The organism is uncultured Nevskia sp. (assembly GCF_903885465.1).
Classification (GTDB): domain Bacteria; phylum Pseudomonadota; class Gammaproteobacteria; order Nevskiales; family Nevskiaceae; genus Nevskia.
The window spans coordinates 1-5,399 of the sequence record NZ_CAISIQ010000561.1 but is presented as its reverse complement, the minus strand read 5'-3'; the positions used below and the strand labels follow the sequence as shown (position 1 = coordinate 5,399).

General features: G+C 64.2%; 5 protein-coding genes and 1 pseudogene. 1 reads left to right on the top strand and 5 read right to left on the bottom strand.

The genetic code is table 11. The features are described from left to right. From QZY06_RS21795 to QZY06_RS21775, 4 genes and pseudogenes are all read right to left on the bottom strand, one after another. Window positions 1-484: GTPase (locus QZY06_RS21795; RefSeq protein WP_295688296.1), on the bottom strand; the 484-nt coding region annotated here is incomplete at its 3' end. A 26-nt stretch (window positions 485-510) separates the two neighbouring features. Beyond that, complete coding sequence (gene pth, locus QZY06_RS21790; RefSeq protein ID WP_295688294.1) at window positions 511-1,128, bottom strand: aminoacyl-tRNA hydrolase; 618 nt, start codon at window positions 1,126-1,128, stop codon at window positions 511-513. An 84-nt stretch (window positions 1,129-1,212) separates the two neighbouring features. Further along, entirely contained in the window at window positions 1,213-1,926 is a 714-nt protein-coding gene (locus tag QZY06_RS21785; protein ID WP_295688291.1) for a 50S ribosomal protein L25/general stress protein Ctc, read from the bottom strand. Between the two features lie 129 nt (window positions 1,927-2,055). After that, window positions 2,056-3,074: pseudogene (locus QZY06_RS21775) on the bottom strand (NADP-dependent oxidoreductase). A gap of 129 nt (window positions 3,075-3,203) precedes the next feature. On the opposite strand from QZY06_RS21775, the gene QZY06_RS21770 reads away from it, so the two are divergent. Then, entirely contained in the window at window positions 3,204-4,655 is a 1,452-nt protein-coding gene (locus QZY06_RS21770) for a M20/M25/M40 family metallo-hydrolase (protein ID WP_295688284.1), read from the top strand. 18 nt (window positions 4,656-4,673) lie between these two features. On the opposite strand, the gene QZY06_RS21765 is transcribed toward QZY06_RS21770, so the two are convergent. Then, the coding region (locus QZY06_RS21765; protein ID WP_295688281.1) for an HAD-IA family hydrolase at window positions 4,674-5,399 on the bottom strand (726 nt) is incomplete at its 5' end.

Below are 5,399 nucleotides of genomic sequence, written 5' to 3'. Positions count from 1 at the left end.
TGCGCGCGATCGCCTCGGCATTGCCGGACTTCGCAAGCTTGCTGGAGCGCTCCAGCGCCTTGGTCACGCGCTCGAGATCGGCGAGCGCGAGCTCGGTGCCGATGACCTCGATGTCGCGGATCGGATCGACGCTGTCCATCACGTGGATGACGTCATCGTTCTCGAAGCAGCGCACGACGTGCGCGATCGCATCGGTATCGCGGATGTGCGACAGAAAGGCGTTGCCCTTGCCCTTGCCTTCGGCGGCACCTTCGACCAGACCGGCGATGTCGACGAACTCGACGGTGGCCGGCAGGATCTTCAGCGGCTTGACGATCGCAGCCAGCGCCTCGAGGCGCGGATCAGGCACGCCGACCACGCCGACGTTCGGATCGATGGTGCAGAACGGATAGTTCTCGGCAGCGATCTGCGCCTTGGTCAGCGCATTGAACAAAGTCGACTTGCCGACGTTCGGGAGACCGACGATGCCGCATTGAATGCCCATGGTTTCGAATCCTGTGTGCGGCGTGATTACAACTTGGAAGGGGGCTTGGAAAGGGGCGCGGCTGGCGGCGCGCTGTGCAGCTTTTGCATGGCTTTTTCCAGCGTCTGGTCGAGCCAGACCGGTATCGCGTTCATCGCGTCGATCAGACCGTCGCGGATCAGTTTGTCATCGGCACTGTTCGGCCTGCCGAGCACATAGCCGAGCACCTGATCCTTGGTGCCTGGATGACCGATGCCGATGCGCAGGCGCAGGTACTCCTCGCCCAGATGCTGATGCACGCTTCTCAAACCGTTATGACCACCGTGGCCGCCGGCGCGCTTGAGCTTCAGGGTGCCGACCGGCAGATCGAGTTCATCGTGAGCGACCAGGATGTCGCCGGGCGCGATCTTGTAGAACGCCGCCAGCGGCTGGATGGCTTCGCCGCTCTTGTTCATGAAGGTCATCGGCTTGAGCAGCAGCACCTCATCGTTGCCGATGCGGATACGCGCCACTTCGCCCTTGAACTTCGGCTCGCTGCGAAAACTGCCGCGATACGCCGCAGCCAGCGCGTCGACAAACCAGAAACCGGTGTTGTGTCGCGTGCGCTCGTATTCCGCACCCGGGTTGCCGAGTCCGACGATGGCACGCAGGCGCTGTTCCGACATCGCTCTCGTCTCATGAAAAACCCGCCCGTTCGGCTGGCGAACGGACGGGTTGTTTGCTGCCGGGACGGGGACCGTCCCGAAGCCTTACTTCTTCTTCGCAGGGGCAGCCTTGGTGGCAGCCGCCGGCGCAGGCGCCTTCGCGGCAGCCTTGGCCTTGCCGACCGCGGCCGGCGTTGCAGCGGCAGCCTTGGCGGCGTCCTCAGCCAGTTCTTCTTCGGTCGGCAGACGCGGCAGATGCACGGCGGCGACCGAAATGTCGTTGCCACGCACCAGTTCGACGAACTGCACGCCTTCGCCCAGGGTCAGCTGCGACAGATGCACGGCGTCGTTGAGGTTCAGCTCGGACAGATCGACTTCGATGAACTCCGGCAGGTCCTTCGGCAGGCACTCGACTTCGACCTGGATCTGCTGATGTTCGACGATGCCGCCGCCGGTCTTCACGCCAGGGGCCACGTCGCCGCCCTTGAAGTGCAGCGGGATGTGCATGCGCAGCAGCACATTGGCGAGCACGCGCTGGAGATCCATATGCATCACGTCGTTGCGCACCGGGTGGCGGTGCAGATCCTTCAGCACGGCCTTTTCGGCCTTGCCGGCGATTTCGACGTTGAGGATCGCCGAGTAGAAGGCCTCGTGCTTCAGGCTCTTCATCAGCTCGTTGGCGCTGACCTGGATGGCCTGCGGATTCTCGGTGCCACCGTAAATGATGGCGGGTACCTTACCCTCGCGACGCAGGCGGCGGCTCGCACCCTTCCCGTGCATCGTGCGGACTTCGGCACTGATGGCAAATGACTGTTTCATGTGAATCTCCGGGTATTACAACAAAAGCCGCGTCCGCGACCAGACGCAGCGAGCCGCGCACTATACAGAGGCCGGGCGCCGCCTGCCAGACGGGTGGAAATGGGTCCGGCGACGCTTGTCCGGCGGCGATCAGACCACTTCGATGATCAATTTCCCGAAGTTTTCGCCGCGGAACAGCTTCAGCAGGGTGTCCGGAAACTGCTCGATGCCCGGCACGATGTCCTCGCGCGACACATATCGCCCTTCGCGCATCCAGCCGGCAATCGCGGTGATCGCTTCCGGATAACGATCGGCCCAATCGAAGACGACGATGCCTTCCATCCGCGCCCGGTTGACCAGCAGCGACAGGTAGTTCTTCGGCCCGGCGATCGGCGTGGTGTTGTTGTACTGGGAGATTGCGCCGCAGACGATGATCCGGGCACGCATGCGCAGGCGGGCCATCACCGCGTCGAGGATGTCGCCGCCGACATTGTCGAAGTAGATGTCGACACCATCCGGGCAGTGCTTGGCCAGGCCGGGAAGATCGGCCCGCGCTTGTAGTCGATGCAGGCATCGAAGCCGAGTTCCTTGACGACGAAATCGCACTTCGCATCACCGCCGGCGATGCCGACGACCTTGCAGCCCATGATCTTGGCGACCTGGCCGACCACCTGGCCAACCGCGCCAGCCGCCGCCGACACCACCACGGTTTCGCCGGCTTTGGGCTGGCCGACATCGAGCAGGCCGAAGTAGCCGGTCATGCCCGGCATACCGAGCGCGTTCAGCCAGGTCGGCAGCGGCGCGGCGGTCGGATCGACCTTGCTCAGGCCACGGCCGTCGGAAATCGCATAGGCCTGCACGCCCTGGGTGCCGGTGACCCAGTCGCCGACCGCGAAGCCGGCGTGCTTCGAGGCGATCACTTCGCCAAGCGTGCCGGCGCGCATCACGTCGCCGATCGCTACCGGCTTGATGTAGCTCTTGCCCTCGTTCATCCAGCCACGCATCGCCGGGTCGAGCGAGATGTAGCGGATCTTGATCAGCAGTTCGCCGTCCTGCGGTGCGGGCACGGTGGCGGTTTCGTACAGCCAGTCGCTGGCCTTGGGCAGACCGAAGGGACGGGCGGCAAGCCGGTAGAGACGGTTGACGAGATCGGGCATGGCGGAGGACATCGGGCACCTCGGAAGATGACAAGGACGTTGGCGGGATTGTCCATGATCCGGCGCGAACCTTGCTCGTCTGATTCATTGGTCACTGTTGACGGCCGTAGACTCCAGCCATACTTCTATAAAGAGACGCTCATGCTCCTGCCTGTGTTCCGGTGGACTGCGGCCGCTGCCGTACTGCTGATGTCCGTTGCTGTTGCGGCGGAGGCCGCCGATGAAGAGCCATCCGCGACGCAGGGGCGCATCGCGGTGCTGGCCGATCTGCGCGATGCCGCGCTGCGCAGCGATTACGCGATGGATCAACTGACCGTGCTCAGCGACACCATCGGCCCGCGCCTCAGTGGATCGAAGCAGGCCGCCGCGGCCGTGACCCTGGTTGCCGATGCGATGCGGGCGCTGGGTGCCAAGGTGAGCCTGGAGCCAGTCAAGGTGCCGCATTGGGTGCGTGGCGAGGAGCGTGCGGAGCTCGTCGATTATCCAGGCCGACCGGAAGGCATCAGCCAGCGCATCGTGCTGGCAGCGCTCGGCGGTTCGACGGCGACACCGGGCAAAGGTCTGAAACGGGAAGTGCTGGTGATCCACAGCCTCGCCGAATTGAGCCTCAACGAAGCCCGGGTGCGCGACCGCATCGTGCTGATCAGCGTGCCATTCGACCAGAGCCTGGCCGACAACGATCAGGCCGGTGCCGCCTATGTACAGGGCTTGGTGCCGCGTCTCCGGGGCCCGGCCGCCGCGGCGAAACTGGGCGCGGCAGCGGTGCTGGTGCGCGCGATCGGCGGTGCTCATTATCGTCAGGTGCATGCCGGCGACACACGTTGGGAAGAAGGTGGCCGGCGGATTCCGGCCGCGGCGGTGACCGTCGAAGACGCGCTGCTGATCGAGAGGCTGGCCGCGAAAGGGCCGGTGACCATGCAGCTGCTGTTGACGCCGAAAACCCTGCCGGACGCCGACAGCTACAACGTGATCGCCGATTGGCCAGGCCGCGAGCGGCCGGACGAAGTGGTCGTCGTCTCCGGCCATCTCGATTCCTGGGATCTCGGCACCGGCGCGATCGACGACGGTGCCGGCGTCGTCGTCGCGATGGCGACTCTCAAGCTGATCAAGGATCTCGGCCTGCAACCCCGAAGGACGATCCGTTTCGTCGCCTTCATGAATGAGGAGAACGGCCTGCGCGGCTCGGCGGCCCATTTCGCGGCGCACAAGGACCAGCTTGCCAAGCAGATCGCGGTGATCGAAAGCGATACCGGGGCAGGGCGGCCGCTTGGCCTCGACGCCAGAGTCACGCCGGCATCGATGGCGCGCCTGGAGCCGCTCAAACAGGTGCTGAGTTCGATAGGCGCGCCGGTGATCGATCGCAGCGATCGTTCGGTGGCTGCCGATATTTCACCCTTGCAGGACGCTGGGGTGCCCGGCTTCCAGCCGAAACTCGATACCCGTCATTACTTCGATTACCACCACAGCGGTGCGGATACGCTCGACAAGGTGGAGCCGGAGAATCTGCGCCGTAATGTCGCGGTGACGGCGGCGCTGACTTGGTGGCTGGCCGATATGCCGGAGCCGCTGGAGCGTCTACCGGTCGCTCCGTAGTGGAGTCTTGAACAGACCCTAATGCGCGGTGCGCGCGTGCCAGCGCTGCAGCGTTTCGATATCGACTTGTGTTGCCGTATCGGTATCACCGGCAATGCACATGAACGCAGCCGTCGGAGTGCCGAGATCGGACAGCACGACGGCTGCATCACTGAAATCCTGATCTTCGGTATAAGGATTGACGGTGATGATGGTGGTCAAGCCAGCGCCTCGTGCGGCGCGCAATCCATTTTCCGAATCCTCGAACGCCAGGCAGGCCGAGGCCGGCAACTGCAACTGTTCAAGCACCCATCGATAAATGTCCGGCGCCGGCTTCTTGGCCGGTACGACATCACCAGCACCGATCACTTCGAACCAGGCGCTGCTGCCCGGTGCCAGTGAATGCTCGAGCAGGATCGCGACGTTTTCCGGCGTAGTCGTAGTGGCAATCGCCAGGCGCAGGCCGGCAGCGCGAGCTTCGGCAATCAGCCGAGCAACACCGGGCCGCAGCGGCAAGGCACCGCCCACCACGAGTTTCAGATAAAGCGTGGTTTTCGCCTTGTGCAACTGAGCGATGCGCTCGTCGATACCCGCCTCATCCAGCAGCGCTGGATGACTTTGCGACAGGTAATAGCGGATGCGTTCCTTGCCGCCGGTGACTGCCAGCAACTCACCGTAGCGCGCCACATCCCAATGCCAGTCCAGTCCCGCTGCCTCGAACGCGCCATTGAAAGCGATTCGGTGCCCGTCTTGTTCGGTGTCGGC

Coding starts and splice junctions, on each gene's coding strand:
- pth (WP_295688294.1), bottom strand. CDS start 1,128: ATGTCGGAACAGCGCCTGCGTGCCATCGTCGGACTCGGCAACCCGGGT.
- QZY06_RS21785 (WP_295688291.1), bottom strand. CDS start 1,926: ATGAAACAGTCATTTGCCATCAGTGCCGAAGTCCGCACGATGCACGGG.
- QZY06_RS21770 (WP_295688284.1), top strand. CDS start 3,204: ATGCTCCTGCCTGTGTTCCGGTGGACTGCGGCCGCTGCCGTACTGCTG.